Annotated in this window: 32 protein-coding genes and 4 pseudogenes; 13 read left to right on the forward strand and 23 right to left on the reverse strand. The window is 70.1% G+C overall.

The window, feature by feature from the left end; all coding sequences use genetic code 11:
• Positions 1–6: 6 nt before the first annotated feature.
• From BJF80_RS14165 to BJF80_RS14200, 8 genes are all read right to left on the reverse strand, one after another.
• Positions 7–426 carry a DoxX family protein gene (locus BJF80_RS14165; RefSeq protein ID WP_075814554.1) on the reverse strand — a complete coding sequence of 140 codons (420 nt, stop codon included), beginning with the start codon at positions 424–426 and terminating at the stop codon, positions 7–9.
• A 274-nt stretch (positions 427–700) separates the two neighbouring features.
• On the reverse strand, positions 701–1123 hold the full coding sequence (locus tag BJF80_RS14170; RefSeq protein ID WP_075814556.1) for a hypothetical protein: 423 nt from the start codon (positions 1121–1123) through the stop codon (positions 701–703).
• A 25-nt stretch (positions 1124–1148) separates the two neighbouring features.
• Positions 1149–1364, reverse strand: a complete 216-nt coding sequence (locus BJF80_RS14175; protein ID WP_075814743.1) for a hypervirulence associated TUDOR domain-containing protein — start codon at positions 1362–1364, stop codon at positions 1149–1151.
• Between the two features lie 45 nt (positions 1365–1409).
• Complete coding sequence (locus BJF80_RS14180; RefSeq protein WP_075814558.1) at positions 1410–1802, reverse strand: PH domain-containing protein; 393 nt, start codon at positions 1800–1802, stop codon at positions 1410–1412.
• Positions 1799–2710: an alpha/beta hydrolase gene (locus BJF80_RS14185; protein WP_075814560.1), complete on the reverse strand. Its 912-nt coding sequence runs from the start codon at positions 2708–2710 to the stop codon at positions 1799–1801. Before BJF80_RS14185 ends, BJF80_RS14180 begins: the two co-directional genes overlap by 4 nt.
• A gap of 32 nt (positions 2711–2742) precedes the next feature.
• Entirely contained in the window at positions 2743–3078 is a 336-nt protein-coding gene (locus BJF80_RS14190) for a hypothetical protein (protein WP_075814562.1), read from the reverse strand.
• Between the two features lie 4 nt (positions 3079–3082).
• Complete coding sequence (locus BJF80_RS14195) at positions 3083–3445, reverse strand: VOC family protein (protein WP_075814745.1); 363 nt, start codon at positions 3443–3445, stop codon at positions 3083–3085.
• A gap of 173 nt (positions 3446–3618) precedes the next feature.
• Positions 3619–3843: a hypothetical protein gene (locus BJF80_RS14200; protein ID WP_075814566.1), complete on the reverse strand. Its 225-nt coding sequence runs from the start codon at positions 3841–3843 to the stop codon at positions 3619–3621.
• A 148-nt stretch (positions 3844–3991) separates the two neighbouring features.
• Between BJF80_RS14200 and BJF80_RS14205 the strand changes: the two genes are divergently transcribed.
• From BJF80_RS14205 to BJF80_RS14215, 3 genes and pseudogenes are all read left to right on the forward strand, one after another.
• A complete protein-coding gene (locus BJF80_RS14205) occupies positions 3992–4345 on the forward strand; it encodes a hypothetical protein (protein WP_075814568.1) in 354 nt (117 codons plus the stop codon).
• A 486-nt stretch (positions 4346–4831) separates the two neighbouring features.
• A pseudogene (locus tag BJF80_RS14210) lies at positions 4832–5614 on the forward strand (transposase); the annotation flags it as partial.
• Positions 5615–5752: 138 nt separating this feature from the next.
• On the forward strand, positions 5753–6328 hold the full coding sequence (locus BJF80_RS14215) for a hypothetical protein (RefSeq protein ID WP_075814570.1): 576 nt from the start codon (positions 5753–5755) through the stop codon (positions 6326–6328).
• A 187-nt stretch (positions 6329–6515) separates the two neighbouring features.
• Here the strand turns inward: BJF80_RS14215 and BJF80_RS14220 are convergent, their stop codons facing one another.
• On the reverse strand, positions 6516–7046 hold the full coding sequence (locus BJF80_RS14220; RefSeq protein ID WP_075814572.1) for a hypothetical protein: 531 nt from the start codon (positions 7044–7046) through the stop codon (positions 6516–6518).
• A gap of 237 nt (positions 7047–7283) precedes the next feature.
• On the opposite strand from BJF80_RS14220, the pseudogene BJF80_RS21670 reads away from it, so the two are divergent.
• A pseudogene (locus tag BJF80_RS21670) lies at positions 7284–7469 on the forward strand (phosphatase PAP2 family protein); the annotation flags it as partial.
• 46 nt (positions 7470–7515) lie between these two features.
• Here BJF80_RS21670 and BJF80_RS14230 read toward each other — a convergent pair.
• The 5 genes and pseudogenes from BJF80_RS14230 to BJF80_RS19125 all read right to left on the reverse strand — a co-directional run bounded on the left by BJF80_RS14230 (position 7516) and on the right by BJF80_RS19125 (position 11467).
• The gene (locus BJF80_RS14230; RefSeq protein ID WP_022925126.1) at positions 7516–8397 is read right to left on the reverse strand and encodes a manganese catalase; all 882 of its coding nucleotides are present in this window, start codon (positions 8395–8397) and stop codon (positions 7516–7518) included.
• A gap of 206 nt (positions 8398–8603) precedes the next feature.
• Positions 8604–8981 carry a carbohydrate ABC transporter permease gene (locus BJF80_RS20485; RefSeq protein WP_237767645.1) on the reverse strand — a complete coding sequence of 126 codons (378 nt, stop codon included), beginning with the start codon at positions 8979–8981 and terminating at the stop codon, positions 8604–8606.
• Between the two features lie 224 nt (positions 8982–9205).
• Positions 9206–9790 (reverse strand): ABC transporter substrate-binding protein, encoded by a 585-nt coding sequence (locus tag BJF80_RS20490; protein WP_052327838.1) that lies wholly within the window; start codon positions 9788–9790, stop codon positions 9206–9208.
• A 364-nt stretch (positions 9791–10154) separates the two neighbouring features.
• Positions 10155–11267 (reverse strand): annotated as a pseudogene (locus tag BJF80_RS17920) (pyridoxal phosphate-dependent decarboxylase family protein); the annotation flags it as partial.
• A 5-nt stretch (positions 11268–11272) separates the two neighbouring features.
• On the reverse strand, positions 11273–11467 hold the full coding sequence (locus BJF80_RS19125) for a hypothetical protein (protein WP_075814578.1): 195 nt from the start codon (positions 11465–11467) through the stop codon (positions 11273–11275).
• A gap of 562 nt (positions 11468–12029) precedes the next feature.
• Between BJF80_RS19125 and BJF80_RS14260 the strand changes: the two genes are divergently transcribed.
• Together BJF80_RS14260 and BJF80_RS14265 are read left to right on the forward strand one after the other, a co-directional pair.
• Entirely contained in the window at positions 12030–13481 is a 1452-nt protein-coding gene (locus tag BJF80_RS14260; RefSeq protein ID WP_075814580.1) for a DUF2252 domain-containing protein, read from the forward strand.
• A gap of 25 nt (positions 13482–13506) precedes the next feature.
• A complete protein-coding gene (locus BJF80_RS14265) occupies positions 13507–14970 on the forward strand; it encodes a protein adenylyltransferase SelO (RefSeq protein ID WP_075814582.1) in 1464 nt (487 codons plus the stop codon).
• A gap of 55 nt (positions 14971–15025) precedes the next feature.
• On the opposite strand, the gene BJF80_RS14270 is transcribed toward BJF80_RS14265, so the two are convergent.
• Positions 15026–15469, reverse strand: a complete 444-nt coding sequence (locus BJF80_RS14270) for a VOC family protein (RefSeq protein ID WP_237767639.1) — start codon at positions 15467–15469, stop codon at positions 15026–15028.
• An 82-nt stretch (positions 15470–15551) separates the two neighbouring features.
• Complete coding sequence (locus tag BJF80_RS14275; RefSeq protein WP_075814586.1) at positions 15552–16328, reverse strand: SDR family oxidoreductase; 777 nt, start codon at positions 16326–16328, stop codon at positions 15552–15554.
• 386 nt (positions 16329–16714) lie between these two features.
• Here BJF80_RS14275 and BJF80_RS14285 point away from each other — a divergent pair, with 386 nt between their 5' ends.
• Entirely contained in the window at positions 16715–17191 is a 477-nt protein-coding gene (locus BJF80_RS14285) for a MarR family winged helix-turn-helix transcriptional regulator (RefSeq protein ID WP_075814590.1), read from the forward strand.
• Between the two features lie 143 nt (positions 17192–17334).
• Here the strand turns inward: BJF80_RS14285 and BJF80_RS21820 are convergent.
• From BJF80_RS21820 to BJF80_RS14295, 3 genes and pseudogenes are all read right to left on the reverse strand, one after another.
• Positions 17335–17499, reverse strand: a pseudogene (locus BJF80_RS21820) (IS256 family transposase); the annotation flags it as partial.
• Between the two features lie 71 nt (positions 17500–17570).
• The gene (locus tag BJF80_RS14290) at positions 17571–18191 is read right to left on the reverse strand and encodes a response regulator transcription factor (protein ID WP_075814592.1); all 621 of its coding nucleotides are present in this window, start codon (positions 18189–18191) and stop codon (positions 17571–17573) included.
• Positions 18188–19384 carry a sensor histidine kinase gene (locus tag BJF80_RS14295; RefSeq protein WP_075814594.1) on the reverse strand — a complete coding sequence of 399 codons (1197 nt, stop codon included), beginning with the start codon at positions 19382–19384 and terminating at the stop codon, positions 18188–18190. The genes BJF80_RS14290 and BJF80_RS14295 overlap by 4 nt, the downstream gene beginning before the upstream one ends.
• Before the next feature lie 150 nt (positions 19385–19534).
• Between BJF80_RS14295 and BJF80_RS14300 the strand changes: the two genes are divergently transcribed.
• On the forward strand, positions 19535–20626 hold the full coding sequence (locus BJF80_RS14300) for an ABC transporter permease (protein WP_075814747.1): 1092 nt from the start codon (positions 19535–19537) through the stop codon (positions 20624–20626).
• Entirely contained in the window at positions 20623–21339 is a 717-nt protein-coding gene (locus tag BJF80_RS14305; RefSeq protein WP_075814596.1) for an ABC transporter ATP-binding protein, read from the forward strand. Before BJF80_RS14300 ends, BJF80_RS14305 begins: the two co-directional genes overlap by 4 nt.
• 316 nt (positions 21340–21655) lie before the next feature.
• Here BJF80_RS14305 and BJF80_RS14310 read toward each other — a convergent pair whose 3' ends face one another.
• The 4 genes from BJF80_RS14310 to BJF80_RS14325 all read right to left on the reverse strand — a co-directional run bounded on the left by BJF80_RS14310 (position 21656) and on the right by BJF80_RS14325 (position 24485).
• Positions 21656–22507, reverse strand: coding sequence for a DUF2382 domain-containing protein (locus BJF80_RS14310; RefSeq protein ID WP_075814598.1), 852 nt, complete (start codon positions 22505–22507; stop codon positions 21656–21658).
• 157 nt (positions 22508–22664) lie between these two features.
• The gene (locus tag BJF80_RS14315; protein WP_143554133.1) at positions 22665–23168 is read right to left on the reverse strand and encodes a hypothetical protein; all 504 of its coding nucleotides are present in this window, start codon (positions 23166–23168) and stop codon (positions 22665–22667) included.
• A 255-nt stretch (positions 23169–23423) separates the two neighbouring features.
• Positions 23424–24146, reverse strand: coding sequence for a TetR/AcrR family transcriptional regulator (locus tag BJF80_RS14320; RefSeq protein ID WP_066641220.1), 723 nt, complete (start codon positions 24144–24146; stop codon positions 23424–23426).
• A 66-nt stretch (positions 24147–24212) separates the two neighbouring features.
• A complete protein-coding gene (locus BJF80_RS14325) occupies positions 24213–24485 on the reverse strand; it encodes a DUF4235 domain-containing protein (protein ID WP_022925111.1) in 273 nt (90 codons plus the stop codon).
• Positions 24486–24649: 164 nt separating this feature from the next.
• Here BJF80_RS14325 and BJF80_RS14330 point away from each other — a divergent pair, with 164 nt between their 5' ends.
• From BJF80_RS14330 to BJF80_RS14345, 4 genes are read left to right on the forward strand one after another with little or no spacing between them, the layout of a single operon-like run.
• Positions 24650–24940 carry a hypothetical protein gene (locus BJF80_RS14330; RefSeq protein ID WP_075814602.1) on the forward strand — a complete coding sequence of 97 codons (291 nt, stop codon included), beginning with the start codon at positions 24650–24652 and terminating at the stop codon, positions 24938–24940.
• Positions 24933–25343 carry a phage holin family protein gene (locus tag BJF80_RS14335; RefSeq protein ID WP_143456682.1) on the forward strand — a complete coding sequence of 137 codons (411 nt, stop codon included), beginning with the start codon at positions 24933–24935 and terminating at the stop codon, positions 25341–25343. The genes BJF80_RS14330 and BJF80_RS14335 overlap by 8 nt, the downstream gene beginning before the upstream one ends.
• Positions 25340–25669 (forward strand): DUF3618 domain-containing protein, encoded by a 330-nt coding sequence (locus BJF80_RS14340; protein ID WP_075814606.1) that lies wholly within the window; start codon positions 25340–25342, stop codon positions 25667–25669. Before BJF80_RS14335 ends, BJF80_RS14340 begins: the two co-directional genes overlap by 4 nt.
• A complete protein-coding gene (locus BJF80_RS14345) occupies positions 25666–26745 on the forward strand; it encodes a YihY/virulence factor BrkB family protein (protein ID WP_075814609.1) in 1080 nt (359 codons plus the stop codon). Before BJF80_RS14340 ends, BJF80_RS14345 begins: the two co-directional genes overlap by 4 nt.
• Positions 26746–26826: the final 81 nt, after the last annotated feature.

Raw genomic sequence — 26826 nt, forward strand, 5'->3', positions numbered from 1 at the left:
TACCCGTCAGCTGTTCCGGCGCCCCTCCCTCCACGTCTTCCACGCCTCCGTCGACCACAGCGCCCAGGCGACGAGCACTGGCTGGAAGAACAGCCGGGTGAGACGCGCCTGGTCGGTGTCGAGGCCGAAGCCGTCCTTGCCCTCGACGTACTGCGCGATGTTGCCTGGGAAGATCCCGACGAAGAAGGCCCCGGTGGCCCACCCGACCGGCACCTTGCACCGCGGCAGCGCCACGAGCGCCGCCCCGAGCCCGACCTCGGCCACGCCAGAGAGCACCACGACGAGGTCGGGGTCGACGGGCACCCACGAGGGCACCTGCGCCTGGAACTCCTCGCGTGCCACCGTGAGGTGCGAGACCCCGGTGAAGATCAGCGTGCCGCCCAGGGCGAGCCGGCCGACGGTCCGCGCGATGCTCCCGATGCTCATGCACTGAGCGTATGCGGACCCACCGACAGGCGCGCCCCGGACCCCACCGCCTGACTGCGGATGTCCGGCCATGGAAAAAGATCCACAGTCACCCAGCCGGGCCGCAGCGCCACCGACCGTGGAAGTCCGCCCATGGCAGCAGAACCACGGTCACCCGGCCCGGCCGCAGCGCCACCGACCGTGAGAGTCCGCCCATGGCAGCAGAACCACGGTCACCCGCCCGGCCCGCAGCGCCACCGACCGTGAGAGTCCGCCCATGGCCAGAGATCGACGGTCACCCGGCGCCCACGTGCCAGCGCCGCAGCCGGTCCAGCTCTCCCGGCGGCACGGCGAGCAGCGTGATGAGCCGCCCGTCGCGGTGGACCGCCTGGACCCGCCAGGCCCGCTCCCCCGGCTGGTCGGTGCGCAGGTCGAGGATGTCCGCCCGGGGCAGCCGCTCCACCTCACGCCCCGCGGTCACGACCAGCGCGTCCTGCTCCAGCCGGGTGCCACTGCGCTCGCGCCGGCTCGCCCAGACGAGGAAGATGCCATACCCGAGCCACAGCAGCGCCAGCACGACCTCGACCACCCGCCAGGGCCACGCGACGGCGAGCGCGGCGACCGCACTGAGCACCACCGCCACCCCGATGGCGGCGCGCATCGTGGGCAGCCAGCGCGGCTGCATGAGCCACTCCCGCGCCGGGTCGGGGGCGTTCACGCGCCTGCAGAGGTATGCCGCCCGCTCACTCCGCGCGCTCGACCTCGCTGCGCAGCTTGAGCACCGTGGTGCCGTCGTCCTGCTCGATGACGTAGGCGGGGTCGTCCTCGCTGCCGTTACGGGTCACCGTGTTGCCCTTGGTGGTCCGGCTGACCTTGTCGTGGTGCACCTCGGTGACGGTGCCCTCGGCGTGCGAGTCGCCCCACTCCCAGCGCACCGTCGTGCCTGTCCTGATCGCCATGACCACTCCTCTCGTCGGGGCTCCCAGTGTGCCCCGGCGGTCGCCTCAGCGCCCCTTGAGCACGCGCCGCACCTGGCGCACGTCGGCGGCCGGCACGCCGGGCAGCTCGACCGCTCCCCCGGCCGCGAGCGTCGCCACGGCCCCACCCCGGCGTGGGTCCTCCTCGACGCCCTTGATCGCGGCGGCGGGCACCTCGGTGGCGCGCACCCCGTTGTGCACGACGAGCCCGTCGGTCGAGGCGGTCGTGCTGCCGCCCGAGCGCAGGTAGGCGACGACCACCACGACCAGCACCGCCAATCGCAGCACCAGCCCGAGCACGTCGTCGCCGACGGAGACCTCGCCACCGACGTAGCGCGCGATCGTGAGCCCGATGACCAGCACGAAGGCGAGCAGCAGCGCCCAGGACAGCGCCTTGGGCCGGTGCCGGGTCCACGTCATCGGGCCGCCCCCTCCGCCCCCAGGTGCCGCGCCAGGAAGGCCACCGACTCGTCCAGGATCGGCCCGATCGGCCGCCCCACGAAGCAGTGGTCCGCACCCTCGACGACCGACAGCTCCGCCTCGACCCCGGCACCGCGGAGCGCCCCGTGGATCTGGTGGGCGTCGGCGAGCGGCACGACCCGGTCGTCGGTCCCGTGCACGACGAGCGTCGGCGGCGCGGCAGCGCTGACCTGCGACACCGGCAGCAGCGCGTCGACGATCGCCGGGTCGGCGCCCTGCCCGTCCCACCCGGCGAGGAAGTCGCGGAACTGCTCGTTCGGGGCATACCAGGAGACGAGCGCCTCGGGCGTCGGCTGCGGTCCGCCGACCCCGACCGATCCGACGAGGTCCACCCCGTCCACCACCCCACCAGCGGCAACGCGGGGCGGCACGAAGGACGCCAGGCACGCGAGGTGACCGCCCGCCGACTCGCCCCACAACCCCAGGCGCGAGGCGTCGACGCCGAGAGTGTCGGCATACCGCACGAGGTAGCGCACCGCCGCGTGCACGTCGTGGACGCACGCGGGGAAGACCGCCTCGCGCAGGTGCCGGTAGTCGATGGTCGCGACCGCCATCCCCGAGGCGACGACCTTCTCGAAGAGCGACTGCTGCGGCCACCACAGCGGGAGGTAGCGCCGGTCGCCCTCGTTCCACCCGCCGCCGTGGATCCAGACCACCAGCGGCGGCCGCTCGACGCCCTCGGGGACGTGCAGGTCGAGCGTGAGGTAGCGGTAGCCGTAGAGGATCGCGTAGGTCAGCCCGGTCCAGCTGCGCGCGCCGGCGACGTGCTGGCCGGTGAGTGGCGGCAGGTGCGTCGGGGGCGCGGGGTCGCCCTCGCCCTCCTCCGGGCGCAGGTCGCGGATGTCCATGACGACAGGGTATGCGCGGGCTCGCCCGCCCCTCAGCCGAGCACCCGGCCGGCGGCCTGCTTGGCGGCGTAGACGTTGGTGACGACCCGCCCGGCGAGCCAATCGGTGAGGCGACCCGCCTCGGCGGCGAGCGCGCCGGTGGCGGGGCCGAAGGCGCGCAGGTCGGGCTCGACGTCGCCGAGCCAGCGCCCGGGCGTGGATCCCTCGACACGGGCGGCGAGCGCCAGGTCGACGGTGGAGGCGTCGGTGGCGTGCAGCGCGGCGATTCCGCGCGCGCAGGCTAGGGCGTCGGCATACCGGTGCTGCGGGTGGAGCCCGTGGCGGACGGCGATACGGCGCCGCCGCTCCTCGTCCCCGAGGTGGGTCACCGACTCACCAGCAGAGGCAGAACGGGTGGCCCGCGGGGTCGGCATACACCTGGAAGCCGTGCTCGGCGTCGGGCTTGTCAGCCACCTGGAGCAGCGTCGCTCCAGCGGCCATGGCCTCGTCGTGCGCGGGGCCGAGCGCAGGGACAACGAGGTCGAGGTGGACCTGCTGCGGCAGGCCGTCGGGCCACTGCGGCGGCTGGTGGTCCGGAGCGAGCTGGACGCAGACGGGTTCGTCGTCTCCGACGCGGACCGACCACCAGTCGTCCTCCTCGTGGTCGACGGTGCCGCCCAGCAGGGTGGCCCCGAACGTGGCCTCGGTCTCCGGGTCCGCCGCGTCGAAGACGACGACCCGCATGGTGATGTCCATGGCGCCAGTCTGCGACCGTGAGTCGTGCATGTCGAGATCCAGGCGCGGGGGTGGTGCGCCGGTCGACAGCGGGACATCGACGGCCTCGGTGAACAGGTGTGCCCTGCCAGGCCAGGCCTGGCAGGGCACACTCGAGCGGGCCCCGAGGCGTCGCCTCGGTGCCCGACGTGGCGTCAGAGGACGGTCGTCGACTCCTCGAGCTTGAGGGCGACCCCGAGCGCGAAGAAGGTCGGCGCCCACTCCCCGACGAAGAGGCCCCACCGGTCGGCCTGGGCCTTGCTGTCGTCGGCCTTGCCGCGCGAGATGAAGTGGCTCACGAAGGACAGGCCGATCGAGGCGAAGCCGGCGACGTAGCAGTGGTCCGAGCGGACCCCGTAGGACGAGAGGGTGCTGAGCATGGTGCTTCTCCTTGGGTAGGGGTCGCGGGGTTGGGAGCCTCCATCGTCACCCGGGGTGTGGCGGGGCGCAGCGTGAGACGGCTGGCACTGGTCTGCCCGTGGAGCGCTCCGCCGGGCGAGACGCAACGGGCGGTCCTACCGTGGAGCGATGAGCTATCCGCTGACCAAGGCCATGGCGCTGGGCACCGCGGGGTATGCCGTCTTCGCCGCCCTCCGCCCACGTCACCTCTCTCACGCGCTGGAAGAGAGTGGCGAAGCCGCCCGTGCGACGGACCGGCTCGCGTGGACGTATGCCGTGCGCGACCTGAGCACGTCGGCGCTGGCCTTCGTGCCCGGTATGGCGCCCGTCGCCGCCGTGCTGCGCATCAGTGGGGACGTGGGTGACGCGGCGATCCTGAGCTCCACCGGGCCGCAGTCGGCGCGCGGCAAGCTTGCGGGCGTGCCGCTGGCATGGGGTGCCCTGAATACTGCGGCGTTGCTGCTAGACCGTCGAGGTCGCTGACTCTCGTTGCACACCCGTCTCTGCCTAGGTGCTGGAGCGGCGCGGGGACATCGTCCATCAACCTGTTGACAAGACTTCCCACTGCAACGCGCTGACCTGCACAAACAGCCCAATAAGAGACGTCCGGACCGGTTCGTGCATCATGGCTGGCGCCTCATGACTCGTCTTGGCCACCGCGCATGCCGCTCTCCTGCGGGAGGGTCTCACGACACGGCGAGGCGACATGGCGGACAGCGGTCCAAGTCGGCCCCGGCGCACTCGCCTCCGCTACACGCTTAGACCGCTCGCCCTTCCCGCGCCGTCCACGTGGGCGGCCGTTGCGGCTTCGATGTCCACTCGGAGCCGGCGGTCGATGCATCCCCCACGCCGATCAGTGCCCCCAGGTGTGTACCGCCAAGTACTCACCAGAGGAGATCTCACCGATGACCCCTTCCCAGTCTGCCGTGTCCGACCTGCTGGATGCACTTCGCGCCGGTGACGGCGTGGATGGTGGCCCTGGGCGGGACGGGGATCTCGAAGTCCGAGGTGTCGCGGATCTGCGCCGGTCTGGATGAGTCCGTGGGGGCGTTCCGCACCCGTCGCCTGGATCATGCCCGCTTCCCCTACGTCTACCTCGACGCGAGGGTACCTGCACGTGCGCACCGAGCCGCGATGGTCGTGTCCAAGGCGGTGGTCATCGCGACCGGTGTCACTGAGCACGGCCGCCGGGAGATCCTGGGCCTGGGCGTCGGCGACAGTTGGGGGTACCTCCCGCTTGCGGGGGCGGACGAGGTCTTCTGGCGGGCGTTCCTGACCGGCCTGCGCAAGCGCGGCCTGGGCGGTGTGCAACTGGTCATCTCCGACCAGCACGCCGGCCTCGTCGCCGCGGTCTTCCGGACCATCTTCGCCCAACCCGACCTGGCCTCCATGGCCAAGCAGTGGGACAAGGTCCGCGACGACCTCGCGAGCCGGTACCCCAAGACCGGCCCGCTGATGGACGACGCCAAGTCCGAGGTCCTCGCCTTCGCGACCTTCCCGCGCGAGCACTGGCGCAAGATCTGGTCCAGCAACCCCCTCGAGCGGCTCAACAAGGAGATCAAGCGACGCTCCCGCGTCGTCGGAATCTTCCTGGGCGTGGCCGCCGTCATCCGCCTGATCGGGGCCGTCCTGGCCGACACCCACGACGAGTGGCAGGTCGACGAACGCCGTTACCTCTGCGAAGGATCCATGGCCAAGCTCTACCCCACCAGCGATACTGAGACCGTCGCCCTCCCAGAAGGCGACCGGTAGGCAACGAGCATCACCCCAAAGCCCACCACTCAGCGGGGCTCAGCCGCGGGCGACCTCTCCTTCAGCGGCTACGACTGGCTGCGCCGCACCTGGCCGGGTGCACCGCACTACAACGGCCAGTGGTCCGGCGACAAGGTCGTGCTCAACGGCGACGGGACGGTGACGCTGCGGCTCACCAACGCAGGTGGGTCACCGGTGGCGGCCGAGTTGCTGTCGACGCGCACCGGTTGGGGCTACGGCAGCTACTCGTTCGACTTCCGGGCCGACTTCGACGTGGTCTCCCAGTCGGTGGTGTGGGGCAACCTCTTCACCTACGACTCGACCCAGCCGTGGGACGCGAGCCACAACGAGATCGACACCGGTGAGATCTCGGCCTGGGGCGTCCCGGGCATCGCCCCGCGGCTGACGTCCGGCTACTGGCTGCCGGGACCGACCAACGTGCTCAGCCACAACGAGTCCCTACCCACGGGCCTGCGGGTCTTCCGGTCGACGATGACGTGGGGGCCGGGCTCGGTGTCCTTCGCCACGTATGCCGGTGCCACCGCCGCGACCACGCTCATCGCCTCCTCCCGCGTGGACAGCTCGGCCCTGCCGGTCCCGGCTGCCGAGCGCGTGCACGTCAACCTGTGGGTGACCTCGGCCAACGAGGACGACGAGACCGCGACCGCGCCCTTCGAGGTCACCGTCACCGGCTTCGGGTTCACCCCGGCCTGACCGCTGGCCGGCCCGTCCGGGCGCGGTGGCGCCCGGTAGGTGCTCGAAGGGCTGGGTCCGTGTGCGGTGGTGGCCCTTGAGGGGCCACGACCGCACACAGGCCAGGGACGACGACGTCCGAGGTGGGTGAAACCATCTCGACCGGGCGAACCAGGGCGGACCGGGCACGACCGGTGCCGGCCGTCGCTCAGCCTGCGGTCGGGCTGTCTGCCCCGAACGCCTCGCGGGTGAGCCGGCGGTGGGCGGCGACGACGTCGTCCAGCTGCCGGTAGGCGCGCTCCTCCAGACTCCTGAACTCCTCGGCGTCCAGACCCAGGCTTTCGGCATGGACGGTCAGCGAGCGCCACAGCCCGGACTTGCCGCTGATGCCCGACTGGACCAGCTCGAGCTCCAGGAGGGGCGTCAGCGGTGAGCGACGCCGGAGGCGGCCGTTCGTCTTGAGCCGCCCGGCCAGCTCCCCGGTCCGGGCCAGCAGCAGCTTGGCGCCGCTGCGCTCCAGGCCCAACGACCTGATGACCTCCACGAGCCGGCTGCGGTCCTCGCTCACCTCCTGCAGCAGCTGGGCGATCTCCCCGGCGACCGGCAGGTCACCGTAGTTCTGGTGCATCATCGTGAGCCGCTGCACCATCCCCGTGGCACCCGTCAGGTGATCCTCCAGGTAGATCTGCAGCAGCTCCCGCTCGGGCGGGTCCTCCGCCCGCCGTCCTGACGACGTCATGATCGCCCTCCTTGTCGCGCTGGGTCCCGCGGGCTGACGTCACGCCCACGGCCGGACCGACTCTCTCCCCGCTGTGTCCTCACCCCTCGACCCTAGGCAGCCGGCCGGGCCTGGCAACCCGAGTCGCCACCCTCCACGTGGTGGGACAGCACGGTCTCCGGCGATCGGGTCCCCGCGCTGCTCGACGCGTCGCTCGTCCTCGACTGGCTGGGCGCGGGGGTCGTCGGCGTCTACGTCATACCCCTCGGGGCGGCCACCCTCGCCGTCGTGGCGCTGCTGCTGTACCCGGCGTTCTCGGTGCGGGTCGTGGGCGTCGTCACCGTCACCCTCATGGCCCTGAACCGCACCTACCTGCACGCCCACTGGCTGTCCGACACCGTGGGCGGCGTCCTGATCGGGAGCGCCGTGGCGCTCTTGCTCGCCGCCGCCTTCTGGGGGCCGATCGCGCAGGAGCGCCACGACGGGAGCGTCACTCCTTGTGCAGCACGTCCTGGACCCGGGCGGCCCCCTTCTCGACGGGGTTGGGCGCGTCCGTGGTCCCGAACAGGCGGGCGTCGGGCCGGGTCGGCTCCGGCATCGGGGCGCTGGTCGTCGGCCCCTCGTGGTAGCTGAAGGTGCCGTTCCCGTCCGGGGTCGGCCCCTGCGCCCACGGCCCGTCGGCGGCGGCCGCCCCGTCGGAGAAGTTGAGGTACTGGTAGGACACGTCGGTGTGCTCCTTCTTCTGCGGGAAGTTGCTGGGCACCGGCAGCTGCTCCAGCCCGTCCTCCTTGAGCTGCTCGATTGCCCGCAGCCACTGGTTCTGGTGCATGGTGTCCCGCGCCAGCAGGAAGCCGAGCATGTCCCGCACGCCCTTGTCCTCGGTCATGTGGTAGAGCCGGGCGACCTGGACGCGGCCCTGCATCTCGGCGTTGGCGTTGGCGTGGAAGTCGGCCATGAGGTTGCCGCTCGCGGTGACGTATGCCGCCGACCACGGGTTGCCGTTGGAGTCCACCGGGCGGGCGCCGGCGCCCGCGACGATCGCGTGCTGCACGTCGGTGCCTCCGACGATCGCGGCCACGGCGGGGTCGTCCTGGACGGCGTCGTCGGTGACGCCCAGGGGTGCGTCCTCGAGCAGCTGGGCGATCATCGTGGCCAGCATCTCGACGTGCCCGAACTCCTCGGCACCGATCCCGAACAGCAGGTCTCGGTACTTGCCCGGGATGTGGGCGTTCCACGACTGGAAGCCGTACTGCATGGCCACGGTGATCTCGCCGTACTGGCCCCCGAGCACCTCCTGCAGCTTCCGGGCGAAGACGGCGTCCGGCTTGTCGGGTGTGGACGAGAACTGGAGCTCTTGGCGGTGAAAGAACATGGGCGTCTCCTTCGAGGGAAGCCGCCCGGCTCGGGCGCAGACGGCATCGGGATCCGAAGTGCTCTGCTTGACCTCGGGTCGGACGCGAGGGGCGCCGCTGCTCCCAACCTAGGGCGCCCCCGGGGGACGGCAACTCCAACGGCCACCACGGTTCCTAGTCACCGAGGACACGCCGGCTCTGGCCGACCGCTCGGCCGAGGCGACCCTCAGCCCTTGGAGCCGGTGGTGGCGATGCCCTCGACGAAGTGCCGCTGGCCGATGAAGAACAGGATGATCATGGGCAGCGTCGTGATGACGCTGGCGGTGACGATGATCTCCCAGTGCCACTCGCCGCCGAACCCGTACCGGTCGAGCAGCGCCTTCAGGCCTCGGGGGACGGTGAAGTTGGCCGAGTCGCGCAGATAGATGAGCGGACGCATGAGGTCGGTCCAGGCCGCCTGGAACTCGAAGAGCAGGGTCACGATGAGGGCCGGCTTGCACAGGGGCAGCGCGATCCGGGTGAACATCGTCCAGTGCCCCGCGCCGTCGACCTTGGCCGCGTCGAGGAGCTCGCGCGGCAGGCCGAGGAAGAACTGCCGCAGCACCGGAGGCGTATGCCAGCGGCTCGCCGTCTCCGCCCCGGACGGTGTCGAAGGCCATGGGTGCGTCGGGCGAGACCTCATTGAGCACGTTGACGTACCACTGCTCCATCGGCATCGCCCCGAGCTTGCCGGAGGCGAACTGGCTGCCTGAGCCGAAGAAGTCGGCGGAGTCGCGGAACGCCTTGACCTCCCCCGAAGCCACCCTGGGCGTCGTAAATGCCGACCGCCTACTCCAGCGCCTCCAGCACCACCGGGTCGTCGAGCTGGGCGGTGCGGCCGTCCTCGGACAGCAGGTCGGCCCCGCCGACCTTCGCCCACAGCCGCAGGAACTCCGGCAGCTTGCTGTCGTAGCCGATGACGTCGATGTTGCCGCCGCCGCTCTCGTGCAGCTGCTCGTTCGCCTGCGCGAGGGCCTCGCGGTCCGAGCCGTCGACGTCCTCGACGCTCAGCCCCGCCTCGTCCAGGAGCTCCTGGTTGGTCATGGTGAGCTGCACCGTGTTGAACTCCGGTATGCCATAGACCTCGCCGTCGAAGGTGACCTGGGACAGGGCGCTCTCGACGAACACCGACGTGTCGACCTCCTCGGCCTCCATGCAGTCCGTGAGCGGCATGATGGCGCCGCGGGAGGCCAGCGTGCCGACCTGGGTACGGTCGACCCTGATGAGCCCCGGCTCCTCGCCCGCAGCCACCGAGGACAGGAACCGCTGCATGTCCAGACCACCCTCGGTGAGCTGCACGTCGTCCTCGGGGACGGCCTCCTCCGCCAGGTCGTAGCGCACCTGGCCGATCTCGTCGTCGAGGCCGAAGCCCATGATGGTCAGGGCACCGGAGGCCGTCTCCTCGGCGAAGTCGGTGCCCTCCTGCGGCGCCTGCGTCTGCGCGGTGGCGCACGCCCCCCCACGTCGTTGAGCACGGTGACGCCGGGTATGGCGCGGAGGGCCTCGGCGGAGGCGGTGGCGTGGTGGCACAGCCGCTCGACCAGCTCGGCGACCCCGTCGCGACCGAGGCACCGGAGCACCGCCCACACGGGGACCGCGCGGCCACGCCGGGACAGCTCGGGCACCTTGTCCAGCGGCTGACACACCTCGTCGCGCAGCAGGTAGGCACCCTGGACCCCATGGCCGCCTGGAGCGCTGCGGGGTCGCGCACGATGCACAGGCCGCTGTCATAAGGCACGTTGAGGGTCTTATGGGCGTCGGTCGCCCACGAGTCGGCGCTCCCGTGTCCGCGCACAAGATGCCGGTATGCCGGTGACGCGGCGGCCCAGAGCCCGAAGGCGCCGTCGACGTGCACCCAGGCGTCGTGCCGGTGCGCGGTGGCGACGGTCTCCTCGAAGGGGTCGCTGGCGCCAGGGTGGATGTTGCCGGCCTGCAGGGACACCAGGACCGGTCCGGGCCCTCCGTCGGCCAGGGCCTGCTCGAGCGCGTCGGGCCGCACCCGTCCCCGGTCGTCGACGGTCACCGTCTCGGGGGCACCGAGGCCGAGGTAGTGCAGCGCGACGTCGACGGTGTCGTGCCGCTCTTCGCCGACGAGCACCCGGACACGCGGGCCGCCGGCCAGCCCCTGCCGCGCGACGTCCCACCCCGCCCGGCGGAGCACCGCGTCGCGCCCGGCCGCGAGCCCGGTGAAGTTGGCCATGGTGGCGCCGGTCGTGAAGCCGACGGCGCTCTGCGCGGGGAGGCCCAGCAGGTCTAGCAACCAGTCACTGGCGATGTCCTCGACCGCGCTGTGGGCCGGCGTGACCGGGCGCAGCCCGGCGTTCTGGTCCCAGGCGCTGACCAGCCAGTCGGCGGCCAGCGCGGCCGGGTGCGTGCCCCCGACGACGAACCCGAAGAAGCGGCCCGAGGCCGTGGCGGTCAGCCCGGCGTCGCTGGCCTCCGCGAGCAATGCGACGGCCTCCTCCGGTGGGCAGCCCCGCTGCGGCAGCTCTGGCCCGAGCGCGGCGACGACCTCCTCGATGGACGCCTGCGGGGGCACCGGCCGCTCCCCCAGCGAGCCCAGCCAGTCGAGGGCGTGCTCGTGCGCCACCTCCAGCGCCCGGGAGTAGGAGCTCATCTCCGGAGTGTGCTCCTGCCACGCTCCCACCGACAAGCAGGTGCTCAGGTGTGGGCGTGCTGGTCCAGCAGCTGTCGGATCGCCCGGGTGATGGCCGGGTCCGTGTCGTGGTGGGTCGGCCTGCTCGATGCGGCGGGTCGACTCGAAGCGGTCGGGGTGCTCCAGCCGTGCGGCGGGGTCGAGGCGCACGAGCGCGAGGACGCGGTCCACGGCATACACCTGGGTGAAGCGCATCGCGGTCAGGCGCTCCCCGCGCAGCTCGCGGTGGAGCCCGACGTAGAGGTTGGTGAGTGCCTCGTGGAGTGGACGTCGACGGTGTCGAGGACGGCCGGGCTCGGCGGCGGCGCGCCCGTCAGGAGGTCGCGACCGTCGCGGGACCAGACCAGCCGGGCGCCGACGACGGGCAGATTGGCGAGTTCGTCGGGGGTGAACAACGGCGTACTCGACGAAGAGCCCGTCCTCGAACAGCGCCTTGCGGCCGTTCGGGTCGTTGGCGAAGCTGTAGGCGACTCGGCCGCCGAAGCCGGCGAGCCAGCCCGGGTCCTGCAGGTAGCGCTCCTTGGCCGAGGCGCTGTCGACGACGACGAAGACGTCGATGTCGGAGTCCTCGTCGAAACGGTGCGTCTCTTCCCCCGCCGACCCCAGGCCCAGGACGGCCAGGACGTGGTCGTCGTGGCCCAGGTGGGCGGCCAGGTCGTCCAGCCGCAGCAGGGTGGGGTGCAGGGGTCGAGCGAGAGGTTCAGGTCGCGACATGTCGTCGTCCTTTCGGTGAAGGTCGACGGTCAGCCCGTATGGGTTGCTCCCACCGGGTCACGACAGGGTCAGCGTAGTGTCGCCCCCCGTTCAGCGCACGACCTCCCTCCGCCCCGGCCGGGTGTTGCACCAACGGCGCCGACACGCGAGGGTGAGGTCCGTGCCAGACGACCACGCCCACGCTGCGCCCGACCCGCCGGCGGCCTGCGGGCCCCGGCACGCCGTGGCGGGACACCCGCTCCCGTGACCCCCGTGGACACCGGCCACCGCGTGCTCGCCACGGCCGACAGCACGGCATACGCCTCCATCCGCAAGCGGCCCACCTCGCGGGCGGAGCGCTACGCCATGGGCAAGGCGCTGCGCAAGGAGGTCCCGCGCAAGAGCCTGGGTGACTGGACTCCTCGGGCGGGGCGGCCGGACCCGGTGGCGCTGATCCAGGAGTCGCACGAGGGGCGGCGCAGCGAGCTGGTCCCGGTGCGCGTGGGTCGGATGGTCACCAACCCCTACGGCTTCCTGCGGGGCACCGCCGTGGTCATGGCCGACGACGTCGCGCACCTGCCGGCGACCGGGATCATGCCGGTGATCGGCGGAGACGCGCACTTCGGCAACTTCGGGTTCTACGCCTCCCCCGAGGGCGAGCTGGTCATCGACCTCAACGACTTCGACGAGGCCCACCCCGGGTGCTGGGAGTGGGACCTGCGCCGCCTCGTCGCCAGCATCCACGTCGCCGGGCGCGCGAACGGGCTGTCCGAGGAGCAGTGCGAGGCCGCCGTGCGGGCCTGCGTCGCGGCATACCGCGGCGAGCTGAGGTTCCTCGCCGAGCAGCCGCTCCTCATGCGCTCCTACAACCGGCTCGACGTGAACCGCCTGCACGAGACCGCGACCGAGAAGACCTTGCGCAAGGAGATCCACCGGTCGGCCAAGCGCGCCCGCAAGCGCACGAGTGATCGCGCGCTCCCGAAGTTCACGACCGAGCAGGCCGGGCGACGGACGATCGTCGAGGACCCGCCCACCATCACCCGGGTCAGCGACCAGGAGCGGGACGCCCTGGCCGAGGCGCTCGACGGCTACCTCCTGACCCTCGCCCCGCAATGGAGCCGGGTGGTCGGCGGCTACACCCTGGTCGACATCGCGCACAAGGTGGTCGGGGTCGGCAGCGTGGGGCTGCGCGCCTACGTCGCGCTGCTGGAGGGCAGCACCCCCGACGACGTGCTGTTCCTCCAGCTCAAGCAGGCCCGACGCTCGGTCATCGCCCGCCACGTGCACGGCGACTCCGCCCTGCACGAGCACCAGGGCCAGCGGGTGGTGGAGTACCAGCAGGCGCTGCAGACGGTCAGCGACCCGCTGCTGGGGTGGGCGACCGTCGGCGACGACTACACCTACTACGTGCGACAGTTCCGCAACAGCAAGGGCACCATCCCCCTGGACGCGATCGACGCGCCGGCGCTGGCCGACTACGCCGGCATCGTCGGTCACCTCCTGGCCAAGGGCCACGCCCGCACCAGCGGGGCATCGATGATCGCGGGGTATGTCGGGGGCTCGGACAAGGTGGACGTCGCCCTGAGCCGGTTCGCCCGGCTGTATGCCGACCAGACCGAGGCCGACCACGAGCAGCTGCTGGCCGCGGTCACCCGCGGCGAGCTCCCCGTCCAGGAAGGTGCGCTGGACGGCGCGAGCTCCGCCTTCCGCCCCTGAGGGGTCTCTCGCCTACGCTCGATGGATGAGTGTCGTGCCCCGGCAGACCGTGTCCTTCGACCACCAGTTCGCCCGTGAGCTGGGGGAGCTCGCCGTGCCGTGGCAGGCCGACGACACCCCGGACCCCCGGCTCCTGGTGCTCAACGAATCGCTGGCTGCCGAGCTGGACCTCGACCCGTCCTGGCTGCGCAGTCCCGAGGGTCTGCGCCTGCTGACGGGTCACCTCGTCCCCGACGGCGCCACCCCGGTGGCACAGGCCTACGCCGGGCACCAGTTCGGCGGCTACTCCCCCCGCCTCGGCGACGGCCGCGCCCTCCTCCTCGGCGAGGTCGACGACACGGCGGGGCGGAAGGTCGACATCGCCCTCAAGGGCTCCGGTCGCACGCCCTTCGCCCGGGGCGGTGACGGCCTGGCGGCGGTCGGTCCGATGCTGCGCGAGTACGTCATCAGCGAGGCGATGCACGCCCTGGGCATCCCGACCACACGGTCGCTGGCCGTGGTGGGCACCGGACGTCCGGTGCAGCGCGAGACGCTGCTGCCCGGAGCGGTGCTCACGCGGGTGGCCTCCAGCCACCTGCGCGTCGGCACCTTCCAGTACGCCCGAGCCACCGGCGACACCGATCTCCTGCGCCGCCTCGCCGACCACGCGATCAGCCGCCACCACCCCGACGCCGCCGCGGCTCAGAGCCCCTACCTCGCGCTCTTCGAGGCGGTCGTCGCCGGCCAGGCGCAGCTCGTCGCCCGGTGGATGCTCGTCGGGTTCGTCCACGGCGTGATGAACACGGACAACATGACGATCTCCGGGGAGACCATCGACTACGGACCGTGCGCCTTCATGGAGGCCGTCGACCCGGCGGCGGTCTACAGCTCGATCGACACCGGCGGACGGTATGCCTACGGCAACCAGCCCGGCGTCGCCCAGTGGAACCTTGCTCGCCTCGCCGAGGCGCTGCTCCCCCTCCTGCACACCGAGGAGGAGCAGGCGGTCGATCTGGCGATGGGCTCCCTCGGCACGTTCTCCGCGCAGTTCGCGTCGGCCTGGTCGAGCGGCATGAGGGCCAAGCTGGGGCTGGCGGACTCGGTGAGCGCCGAGGTCGTCGAGCCCCTGGTCGCCGAGTTGCTGAGCCTGCTGCAGGACAACCATGTCGACCACACCTCCTTCTACCGCCGCCTCGGCGACGCGGTCCGCGGCGACGTCGAGCCGGCCCGCAGCCTCTTCGTGGATCTGGCGGGTTTCGACGCCTGGGCCGGGCGGTGGCTCGCCCTCGGTCCGCGCTCCGAGCTGATGGACCGGGTCAACCCCGTCTACATCCCCCGCAACCACCTGGTCGAGGAAGCTCTCGCAGCCGGCAGCGACGGCGACCTCGGGCCGATGGTCCGGCTCCTGGGCGCCGTCACCGACCCCTACCGGGAGCGCCCCGGCCTCGAGCGGTATGCCGAGCCTGCACCGGCGGACTTCGGTCGCTACCGGACGTACTGCGGGACCTGACTCACCGCATACCGGGCCTGCAGCACCAAAGGCGGCTATCGGCAGATGGAGAGCATCACTGTTCCCAGGAAGCGCCCGGACGGTATGTCCCGATGCTCCACTCGTGGCCCTCTGGGTCGAGGACCCGCGCACGTCGGGTCCCCCACTCGGTCTCCTCGGGAGCGAACACCTGGGTGCCACCCGCCTGCAGCGCTCGGGCATACCACTCGTCGACCTGGCTCGGGTCGGAGAGCCAGAGGTACAGGCCACCGCCCGTGCTGCGACCCAGGAGACGGGGGACGTCGTAGTCGTCGTCAGCACTGGCGACCATCAGCACCACGTCTCCCCAGCGCACCTCCGCGTGGAGCACCGCACCGCCGCCGCCGTCCTGACGCGCGACGACGCTGAACCCCACCTGCTCCAGCCATCTCAGCGTGGCCTGGGCGTCCGAGTAGCTGAGATACGCGTGCAGTGCTGGATCACCGTCCACGAGCCCGATCATGGCGCTGCCGCACGCCACCGTCAGTGCCTGATCAGGTCGACACAGGCCCGCTGATCATTGGAAGGACTGCGGCGCTGAGTGCTGCCGGCCCCCCCCCCGGTCACCCCTGCAGCAGCGACTGCGCCCCGTCGACCCACACCTCGGTTCCGCTGATGTGGCCGGCCGCGTCCGAGGCGAGGAAGGTCACCAGCTCGGCCACCTGCTGCGCCGCGCCCGGGGTCCCTGCGGTGAGCGGGATCTCCCCTTGCGGGAACTCGACCGGGATCTTCACGTCCTCGTTCGCCGCCCGCGTGTTGTCGTCGATCTCGGTGTCGATCGCCCCGGGGCACACCACGTTGAGGCGGATGCCGCGCGGCCCGAGCTCGACGGCCAGCATCTTGGTCATGGCGACCTGGCCTGCCTTGCTGGCGGAGTATGCCGTGGCGCCGGAGTTCGAGAAGACGCGGGTGCCGTTGATCGAGGAGACCACGACGACCGAGCCGCCACCGTCGGCCAGGTGCGGCACCGCGTGCTTGACGGTGAGGAACGTCCCGACCAGGTTGATGTCGATCGTGGACCGGAAGTCCTCGACCTCGAGGTCCTCGATGCCTGTCCAGGTGCCGTTCACCCCCGCGTTGGCGACGACGACGTCGAGCCTGCCGAAGCGCTCGATGGTCTCCGACACCATCCGCCGCGCGTCGTCCTCGACGCTGACGTCCCCGGTCACCACCAGGGTCTGAACGCCGCCGGCCTCGAGGTCGGCCGCGACCGCCTCCAGCTCCTCCCGGGTGCGACTGACCAGGGTCACGTCCGCTCCCTGCGCAGCCAGTGCCCGTGCACTCGCCTCACCGATGCCGGACCCCGCACCAGTCACCAGTGCGACCTTGCCCTTCAGCATGCTGTGCTCCTCTCCTGCCGTCGCTCGTGATGAGACGGCCCGACCCAACCTACGAGGTGGGCCAGGGATCGGCAGTGCTCCGACATCACCGAGTTCGAGCACCGAGAAGTCATGCAGTGTCGCTGAGTCCTGCCGCCCTTCGCGCTGCCCGCGCTTCCGCGACCTTCGCAGCTCGGGCCCGCTCCATGCGAATCTGAGGGTCCTGGCGAGGATCCAGGCGGGGCGGGCCGAAGAAGATCAGCAACGTGTACTTGACCCTCCAGGTGAAGCGATACCACAGCGACAGGCCGTCACGCTCGAACCTTGCACTCATGGAGTCTCCATATTATTAGTGGACGAAGAGTTCGTATGCAGTGTAACGGCGCTCGTCGGCTACGGTGTCACGCATGACGCCCGCTCAGCAGCCGACTCCCGAGCCGACGCGTCAGGATCCGCTTGAGCTAGATCAGCAGGTCTGCTTCGCCCTGGCCGTGGCCTCTCGCAACGTCATCGCGCTCTACCGGCCGTTCCTCGACCCCCTGGGCATCACGCACCCGCAGTACCTGGTCATGCTCGCGCTGTGGGAGGAAACGCCAGTGAGCCTGGGTCGACTGAGCCGACGCCTCTGCCTGGAGCCGGCCACCGTGTCACCGTTGCTCAAACGACTTCAAGCGCGAGGTCTGATCACACGCGAGCGCCGCCCCGAAGATGAGCGTGCGTTGGACATCTGCCTCACCCCCCGGGGTCGCGACATGCGAGAAGAAGCCGAACGCATACCCCCAGGGATCCTCGCCACGCTCGAGATGAGTCTCGAGGAGCTTGAAAACCTACGTGACGTGCTCCACCGCCTGATTGACGCCACCACCGGGGCTGCGGCGGACTGACACGGGCTCGCTCACCCCGGCGCTTGCACACGATTGCGGGACCCCACGCTGGTCGCCGAGGCCAAGAGGTTCACGAATCTGTTGACAAGACACCCGTGCTCAACAGGCTGACCGGGACTGCCACCAGACCGGGGGCAGCCCCTCGCGGTGATCGACTTGAGCAGCCCGTCCGGGCCGGTCAGGTCCTCACCGCGGGCCCGGGCGGCCTTGACCAGCTCCCGGACCGCGGCCTGCTCGGCCTCGCTGCGCGAGGCCATCTTCTTCACCTTCTTGGTCATCGAGCTCACGCTCGTGATCTTCTCGGTCATCGCATGACCTTCCCCGCCAGCCGTGCCGGCGTGTCAGGCCAGAAACACCATTCAGCGGACAGTCCCTGCCTTCACCGCAGTAAGCCGGAGTCGCGTGCAGAAGCGACGGCGGCGGTGCGGGAGGAGACGCCGAGCTTGGTGTAGATGTGCACGAGGTGTGATTTCACGGTCGCGTCGCTGATATGCAGTAGTGCCGCGATGTCGTTGTTCGTCGCGCCGTCTGCGACGAGTCGCAGCACTTCGGTCTCGCGGGCGCTGAGGTTGGGTTGCGGGGAACGCATCCGGGCGAGCAGTCGTCCCGCGATCGCGGGGGCGAGGGCGGTCTCGCCTGCGGCTGCGGCGCGGATTGCAGCGATGAGCTCCTCGAGTGGGGCGTCTTTGAGGAGGTAGCCGCTGGCTCCGGCTTCAACGGCGCCGAGGATGTCGCTGTCGGTGTCGTAGTTCGTGAGCACCAGCACGGCAGGCGGATGGTTGAGTGCGCGAATGCGGCGGGTCGCGTCGGCTCCGGTCTGGTCGGTGCCGAACTGCAAGTCCATGAGCACCACGTCCGGTACCAGATCGCTCGCGAGGGCGACGACATCGTCAGGGGTTGCCGCTTCCCCGATCACGTCGAGGTCGGGGTCGCCTGAGAGCATCGCCCGCAAGCCCGTGCGGACGACGGGGTGGTCATCGGCAAGCACGATCCGGATCACGATGCCGCCTCGCTTCCGGTGAGAAGCGGCAGTCGCGCGGTGACCGTGGTGCCCTGTTGAGGGGCCGAGGCAATGGTGAGGGTGCCGTCGAGTTGTTCGAGGCGCTCACGCATGGCGTGCAACCCGAAGGAGTCAGCCTCGTGCGAGTCGGCGACCGCGGAGGACACCTCAAAGCCGCGGCCGTCATCGCGGACCACCAGAGATACCGTGGCGTTGTCTCGGGTGAGTTCGGCGGTGATGCGGGTGGCATTCGCGTGGCGGATCGTGTTCGAAAGCGCGCCCTGAAAGATTCGCAGCAGCGCGATCTGGGTTCCCATCGGCAAGTCGAGTTCCTCGGCACTCACCTCGACAGGGATGGACGCGCGGTCGGACTGTTCCTGACCGAGGCGGTGCAGGGCGGGGGCGAGTCCGTCGCCGAGGCGGGTCGGGGTGAGCTCGCGGATGATCTGCCTCGTGTCCGCGAGGCTATCGGCCGCGGTCTCACGGGCGAGCCGCACGTACCCGGCACCGGGTTCGGGGGTGTCGCGCTCAGCGGCACGCAACAGCATCTGGATCGAGGACAGGCCCTGGGCGACGGTGTCATGAATTTCCCGAGCGAGCCGGGCGCGCTCCGCCAGTGCGCCCTGTTCGCGTTCGGTCTGGGCGAGTTGCTGCCGAGTGCGGATCAGCTCGGCAACGAGCCGTTCGCGCTCTTCGGCTTCACCCCGAAGCGCACGGTAGGCGAGCCCGATCAGTAGGGCGACGCCGGCGCCCACCAGTGGGCCGATCACCCCGCCGACGCTGAACCCGAGATGGAGGCCGAGGGCGAGGATCGCGAACGCGGTCGTGACCACGATCGCCGCGACCCCTCCACGTCCGGGCAGGACGTGGAGGTAGAGGAAGAACAGTGGGAAGACGAGGTACGCCCCATCGGGGCTCAGCCACGTCAGCACCGCCCACAACAGCGTGAGCGCGGCGATCCAGCCGACGGCGTCACCGCGCCGGGACACTCCTGACTCGCCTTGTGCTCGCGCCGCCCATGCACCCGCGAGATACACCGCGACGAACGCGATCCCCATGACCAGCGTCCATGTCGCAGCCGGCGAGGAGACGACGTATGCGCGCACAACCGTGAAGCCCGCGAGCCCGATCAGGAGGGTGTGCAGGCCGAACCGGAGACCGGTGAACACCGGGGCGAGGGTCGAATGCGACATGACGCTCCAAGCCTATGCGAGCGGTGTTGCCCGGCCATCAACCGAAAGTTTGACCGTGAATCCCACGGTTTGGGCGATGCCCGGCCCTGCCTGCGCGAAGGAGAGTTGGAGGGTAGCTCGGGCAGAGTGCGCGAGCGGAAAGGCATCATCGTGTTCGTCGCGTGGAGAGAGTTGCGGTTCGCCCGCGGCCGGTTTCTCCTCATCGGGGCCGTCGTCGCCCTGATCACCCTGCTCGTCGGCTTCCTCTCCGGCCTCACCGGGGGTCTGGCCGCACAGAACATCTCCTCCGTGCTGCAGTTGCCCGGGGACCGGCTCGTGCTGCAGCAGCCCGAGAGCAGCGACCCTAGCTACGCAACCTCCTCCCTCGACGAGAACACGGTCACGGCATGGGAACAGGCGGACGGGGTCGAGTCGGTGACACCCATCGGGATCGTCCAATCGCGGGCCTCGGCCAGCGGCACCGACGACCCGACCGGGGTTGCGCTCTACGGGCTGCCGCAGCATGCTTCGGGTGCCCAGTCGAACCCGCTGTTCGCCCTCGCCCCGGTTCACGACGACCAGGTCGGTGTCTCCTCCGAGGCCGCCGATGGTCTCGGCGTCGAGACTGGTGACACGATCTCGATCACCGGCACTGATTTCACCGTCAGCATCGTCGGCGATGATCTTTGGTACAGCCACACCCCGGTCATCGTCTTGACCCCGGAGGCGTGGAGCGAGGCAAGTCAGCGCGTCGGCGGCACAGGCGAAGCGACGGTGCTCGCCGTCACCGCCGACGCAGACTGGGAGGCCATAGGTGCAGCAACCGGCACGGTCGCCGAAACACCGCTGGCGAGCTTGACCGCCCTGGAAGCGTTCCGATCCGAGATCGGGTCGCTCGGGCTGATGATCGCGATGCTGTTCGGGATCTCCGCCCTCGTCGTAGGCGCGTTCTTCACGGTCTGGACGATGCAGCGTGCCAGCGACATGGCCGTGCTCAAAGCCCTCGGTGCGACCACCGGGTCGCTCGTGCGCGACTCACTCGGCCAGGCGTCCATCGTTCTGGTCGCCGGGATCGGTGTCGGCCTCGCCGCCGTGATCGGGCTCGGCACCCTCGCGGGGCAGGCGCTCCCGTTCATCATCAGCCCGATCACCACTGTCGCCCCAGCCGTCGTGATGGCGGTCCTCGGCCTCGCAGGAGCCGCGTTCGCGCTGCGCTCCGTCACCAAAGCCGACCCCCTCACCGCCCTTGGGAGCAACCGATGATCCAACTACAGAACGTCACCCTCACCTTCCCCGACGGGGAGAACCGCATCACCGCCGTTGACAACGTCACCCTCCGCGGGACCAACGGCACCGTCACCGGCATCACCGGCCCCTCCGGGTCGGGCAAGTCCAGCATCCTCGCCGTCGCCGCGACCCTTCTTCGCCCCGACTCTGGCGGAGTTCTCATCGGCAACAGCAGCGACATGACCGACGCCGCCCAGCTCTCGAAGCACGAGGCCACGCAACTGCGCCGTGAGCGCATCGGCATCGTGTTCCAGCAGTCCAACCTGCTGCCCGCGCTCACGGCGCGCGAGCAGTTGCAGGTCATGGCCAGGCTCGGCGGCGGCACCAGCCGGAACAGGCGAGCGAAGATCGACGCCCGTGCCGACGAACTCCTCGACGCCGTCGGCCTCACCGAGCACGCAGGCAAGCGCACGCACCAGCTCTCCGGCGGGGAACGGCAACGGGTCGCGATCGCCCGCGGCCTCGTCCACAAACCCGAAGTCCTCCTCGTTGATGAGCCGACCAGCGCCCTGGATCAAGAACGCGGAGCGAAGATCATGGAACTCATCTCCCGCCTCACCCGCGAACGCGACACCGCCACCCTGCTCGTCACCCACGACCTCGGGCACCGCGACACCCTGGATGATCTCGTCACGGTCGTCGATGGGCGTATCACGACCCCCACCGCTGGGGGCGCGCCTACACGCTGAACTGGACCGCTGAGCAGTGGGAAAATATGAATATCGGGAAGTTGGGGACCACTGCACGGGCCGGTGACACCCGCATGTCGACCTGTAAGCTCATGAGAAGATGTGCGGTGTCGCCACTGCAGGCTCGAGCCCCTGCCCTCGCCCCGTCGCGCGTGCAGCATACGTGCATCGGTAACTAAAATGGAGCAGCACCCTCGCACTGTACTGGGTCACGAAATCGCAGGTCAGAGATGCTCGACTGCCGGACCCATGCCCAGGAACGCACGCGTCAGCCCCACCCCCAGTTGGGATAGGGCCGACGCGGGTGGGGTGTGGGTCAGTGGTTGCGGTGCTGGTCGGGCAGGTCGGTGTCGATCTGCTCCTTGCGGACCTCGTCGCTGACCTGCTGCTCCTCGGTGACGCTGTCAGTGTCCAGACGCACCTTCTCGACGGGAACGGTCTCCTTGTCGACGACGACCTGGTCCTCGGTGAGGGTGACTTCCTGCTCGTCCTCGCCCAGGTCGGACCCGGCCAGGCGGTCCCGGTCCGCCTCGTCGAGCGGCTCGCGCTCGATGCGGACCTCCTCACGCTGGACGGGGACGGTCTTGGTGACGTGCTCGGTGACGACGTACTTGCGCAGGCGGGCCTTGCCGGTGGTGACCTTCTCGGTGCCGACGTTCAGCTGCTCCTCGGAGCGGACCATGCTGGCGTCCGAGTCGGTGTCGTAGGTGCCGCGCCCAGTGCCGTCGGCGCCTGCGGCGGTATCCGTCCTGTCGGTCATGCCCGTTCCGGTGTCGGTTCGGCTGGTGGTGCCGGTGCGGGTGTCTTCCTGGTCGCGCGCGGCTGGTGCGCCGTTGTTCGCGTTCTTCTGGCCGTCCTGACCGCCGTAGTAACGGAACAGCTCACGCTCCTCCTCCACCGAGATGTGACCGTCCTCCTCGACCCGGGGGGCGTCCTTGACCTGGTCCTTGGTGTACGGCACCCGGACCTCCTGGTCCTGCACGGTGGCACCCTGCAGGGGCACGAAGGACTCCGAGGTGCCGAAGAGCCCGGTCTTGACCGTCACCCATGCGGGCTCCCCGGTCGAGTCCTCCAGGTAGACCTGGCCGACCTTGCCGACCTTCTCCCCATCCTGGTCGACGACCACACCGCCGTTGTGCAGGGGCTGGATCTGTTCCTCGTTCCACATGCGGAAACCTCCTGTGATGGTGGCCGGCGCCCTGATGCACCGTCCGTTTACATCGTAAACGTAAGCGCCCCGACGATGACCCCGCAACCCAGACGGGCACCGTGCCACCGCTCGGCTCGAGGACCACGTGAACCACCGCATGGCGGTTAGCGGCGGCCTAGAACCCTGCCACCGCGATCGCCGGTCCCGTCGTCGGGCTCGGGTGGGTGAGGACCGGTGTTGATGTGATGAGGGACCCCAGCCCGCCCGAGACGGGATACACGGTCCCCGGTGGTACGTCGAGCTGCACGGCCTCGGCGGCGCTCCACAGGACTGGGGTTGTCTGGGTGCTGTTGGTGGCGTGCTCGGCGTAGGCCTGCAGCAGCCGGGGCCCCGGGAGGCACCGCACGTCGATGAACACGAGCACTTCAGCACCAGCGTTCATTGCCACGTCGCAGGCATGCATCACCGAGGACCGGAAGGCAGCCCTGGGAGCTCGTCGCAGGGCCCCGCCGGAGACGATGAAGGTCTCCCACCGGTCGGACCGTATCGGCAGCTTGTTGCGGTTCAGCTCTCGATCCGCGACCGCGAGGGTGACATGCACGTCGGGGGGCCACGTGCTCGCGGACAGTCCGTCGACCTGGGCCAACAGCGCCCCATGCTCGCCTCGGACCACCGTCACGACCGCGACCCGCGGACGCGCCGGCCGGACTGACGGGACGAACTCACTGCACGCGACGGCCATGAGCCCTCCTACCCCTGCCTGGCGCAGCCGAATGAACGAACTGCTTACGCTGTAAACATCGACAGGTTAGACCGCAACCTCGGCGGTGGTAAAGACCCGAGGCATCGGGGTGGGTTCAGGGGCGTACAGACGGCCGCCTGACCCGCGGGTGGCCCGATGCGCCCATCGCGGGCACCCCAGCCGGACCGGGGGCTAATGCGAGACGGTGTTCTCGATGCGGTTGAGCAGGCTCTCGAGGCCGGTCTCGAACTCGGCCTCGCTGTGGTCCTGGCTGAGGCGGTCGCGCATCCGCACCACGTGCGGCGCCTGCCCGAAGTCGACATCTTCCCTCGTGTCTTGCTCTGGGATGTCGGCGCTGCCCTCGTTCATCGGTTCGTCCACGGCGGCAACATTCTCGACCTGGGTGGAAACCTCCAAGAGCAGGTACCCGACGAGGAAGCTGGTGAAGGCCTTGTAGGTGTCCACCGCTTGGTCGTCGCTGAAGCCTCGCTCGCACAGGGTGGCCAGGAGGTGCTCGACCATGGCGATGTCGCGCAAGGGCGGTCGCAGCCAGGGCGCCGCTGGGTGCCGCGAGACCACCAGGGGGAACGCCGTGGGGTTGGCCAGGGCCATCTGGCGGATCTCGTGCGCGACGTGCTGCAGGTATTCCTGCCAGCTGGTGGTCTGCGCGGCCTCCACGCGCTCGATGAGCCCGTCCAGGAGGCTCTCCACGACCGCCTCCAGCAGATCTTCTCGCCCGGAGACATACCGGTACAGGGCCATCGCCTCAACCCCGAGGTCGCGGCCCAGGCTGCGCATGGTCATCTGGTCCACACCATGAGCCTCGATACTGGCCAGGCCAGCTTCGACGATGCGCTCGCGGCTGAGGCGTGGTGGCCGCGTGGACCCCGCCTCGTCCGGCTCCTCTGGGCTCATCGGCACACCTCCTGGGATACCACCCTGTCACACGCCCCGCGTGTCGGCTCGTCGTCCCCGTCGCGGTCAACTCGCGACCGACTCGGGCAGGCGGCCCTTGCGCTTGGCGAACGCCTGCGTGGACTTGTGGTTGATGCTGACCCGCACCAGCTGCACGATCGCCCCCGAGACCAGCGCGAAAGCCATGGCCTCACCCCAGTCCACCTCCGGGTCCTCGGGGTTGCTCGGGGAGTTGCTGCCGGTGACGAACTTCCACGTCGTCTCGATGACGTTCTTGGCCATCACCCCACCACCGATCGCCGCCGCCGTCGTCGCCAGACTCCACATCTTGTCGCCCACTGGAACTCACCACTTCCCTCAACTGGCCCGGCCCGCCGGGCACGCTTGCATGGACCTCGGACACGTCGTACGTTTACACCGTATTACCACCATCTGCGTCTGAGCAAGACGACGCGACCCACCCGGGTCTGGCACCACCCCACCTCTGCAGTCAGGAGCAGACCATGAGCAAGATCATGATGGCCGCCGCGTTCGGCGCCGGGTACGTCCTGGGCGCCAAGGCAGGCCGGGAACGGTATGAGCAGATCAGCGCCAAGGCGCAGGAGCTGTGGTCCCACCCCACGGTGCAGGAGCAGGCGGACAAGGCCAAGCAGCAGGCCGGGAAGGTGACCGAGCAGGCCAAGGGCCGGCTGAGCAACGCCCAGGACGGCGACCAGGACAGCACGGATGACCCGTGGGAGGTCGACACCGACACCGCCCTCGCGGGTGATGACCAGGAGAGCCCCCGTGGCTGAGAGGTTCACCCCCGACACCGATCATGCGTCAACGGGTGAGCTCATCGCGCGGATGAGCGAGCAGACGAGCACGCTCATCCGGGACGAGATGCGCCTGGCGCAGGCCGAGCTGAGCGCCAAGGCCAAGAACGCGGGCGTGGGCCTCGGCATGTTCGGCGCCGGTGGCCTGCTCGCCTTCTTCGGCATCGCCGCCCTGATCACGACGGCCATCCTGGCCCTGGCCCTGGTGCTGCCCCCGTGGGCCGCCGCCGGCATCGTGACACTGCTGCTGCTCGCCGCGGCGGCGGTGGTGTCGCTGGTGGGCAAGAAGCGCGTGCAGGAGGCCACCCCGGCCAAGCCCGAACGTGCCATGGACAACGTCAAGCAGGACATCGAGCAGGTCAAGGGGGCAGCCCAGTCATGAGCGCCACACCGCATGAGAACCCCGACAGCGACAACACCCAGGACGAGGCCAGCAACGACCCGGCACAGATCGAGGCCGACATCGCCCGGCACCGCGCCGAGCTCGGCGACACCGTCGACGAGCTCACCGAACGCCTGGACGTGAAGAAGCAGGCCCGGGACAAGGTCGAGTCGATCAAGACCCGCGCCAACGCCGGGCTGGGTGAGGTCAAGACCAGGTTGAACAGTGATGACCACCGGGACGTGCTCAGCGTGCTGGCCCCCGCGCTGGGTGCCCTGGCCGCAGTGGTGCTGATCATCGGGGTCGCCCGGCGGGTGCGGCGGTGAGCTCCAGGGCATCCGAACGCAGGGCCGCGCAGGCGGACGCCCCGGAGCCCGAGCGGGAGGACAAGCCGGACACGCCCGCGAAGATGACCGGGCCGGCGTGGAAGTACACCGCTGGCAAGGCGTTCCGGGAGTTCCTGGACGACGAGTGCACCGACCTCGCGGCCGCGCTGACGTACTACGCCGTCCTGGCCATCTTCCCGGCGCTCATCGCGATCTTCTCCCTGCTGGGACTGGTCGGGCAGAGCCAGCAGGTCGTCAGCGCGGTGATGCCCGTGCTGAGCAGCGTGCTGGGCGAGTCCGGGTCCTCCACCCTGAAGCCGGTGGTGCAGTCGTTGGCCACCTCCCCCGGTGCCGGGCTCGCCCTGGTCATCGGTCTGGCGACCGCGCTGTGGTCGGCCTCGGGCTACGTCACCGCGTTCAGCCGCGCGATGAACCGGGTCTATGAGATCGAGGAGGGTCGGCCGGTGTGGAAGCTGCGCCCGGTCATGCTCCTGATCACCCTGGTCATGGTGCTCATGGTGGTGCTCATCGCCCTCATGCTCATCGTGTCCGGTCCGGTGGCGACGGCGCTCGGCGAGGCGATCGGCCTGGGGTCGACCGTGGTCACCGTGTGGCAGATCGCCAAGTGGCCGGTCGTGCTGGTCCTGGTCATGCTGCTCGTGGCGCTGCTGTACTACAGCACGCCCAACGTGAAGCAGCCGAAGTTCCGGTGGCTGAGCATCGGGGCCGCGTTCGCGATCCTGGTCTGGGTCCTCATCTCGGTCGCGTTCGGCTTCTACATCGCCAACTTCTCCAGCTACGGCGCCACCTACGGTTCGTTCGCCGGGGTGATCATCTTCCTGCTCTACCTGTGGATCACCAACCTCGCGCTGCTGCTCGGGGTGGAGGTCGACGCCGAGCTCGAGCGGTCCCGTCAGCTCATCGCCGGCATCGAGGCCGAGGAAGACATACAGCTGCCCCCCCGTGACGACGCCAAGATCCGCGCGGCGCAGGAGAAGGAGCAGGAGGACGAGGACAAGGCCCGCGCCCTGCGCCACAGCGGAGGGGACACCACCGACCCCGACCAGACCCGCTGATATCCGTGCTCAGGTGAGGTAGCGCAAGGCAGGGGAGGACGTGAGTCGTGACGCAGGCAGTGACTCTCGGTCTGCTCGGGT

This window comes from Serinicoccus sp. CUA-874 (genome assembly GCF_001942225.1).
GTDB classification, from domain to species: domain Bacteria; phylum Actinomycetota; class Actinomycetes; order Actinomycetales; family Dermatophilaceae; genus Ornithinicoccus; species Ornithinicoccus marinus.